The 442-nt window shown below is 44.1% G+C and carries 1 rRNA gene; it reads left to right on the top strand.

The features are described from left to right. A 16S ribosomal RNA gene (locus tag LB310_RS09195) occupies window positions 1-442 on the top strand; the annotation flags it as partial.

Genomic DNA, 442 nt, shown 5'->3' with positions numbered 1-442 from the left:
CTGAACCAGCCAATTAGCGTTAATGATTACTTCCCTATGTTTTGTAGACTTCATTTATAAAGGAATAAACTCGGTTATGTATACATGTTTTCATGTACTTTATCAATAAGAATCGGCTAACTCCGTGCCAGCAGCCGCGGTAATACGGAGGATCCGAGCGTTATCCGGATTTATTGGGTTTAAAGGGAGCGTAGATGGATGTTTAAGTCAGTTGTGAAAGTTTGCGGCTCAACCGTAAAATTGCAGTTGATACTGGATATCTTGAGTGCAGTTGAGGCAGGCGGAATTCGTGGTGTAGCGGTGAAATGCTTAGATATCACGAAGAACTCCGATTGCGAAGGCAGCTTACTGGATTGTAACTGACGCTGATGCTCGAAAGTGTGGGTATCAAACAGGATTAGATACCCGTGTAGTCGCAGCTCGCGCATAGCCGTGTACATAG

The organism is Gordonibacter sp. RACS_AR49, assembly GCF_030418435.1.
GTDB classification, from domain to species: domain Bacteria; phylum Actinomycetota; class Coriobacteriia; order Coriobacteriales; family Eggerthellaceae; genus Gordonibacter; species Gordonibacter urolithinfaciens.
The sequence above is the reverse complement of the archived record's forward strand: the minus strand, read 5'-3'. Positions and strand labels throughout refer to the sequence as shown.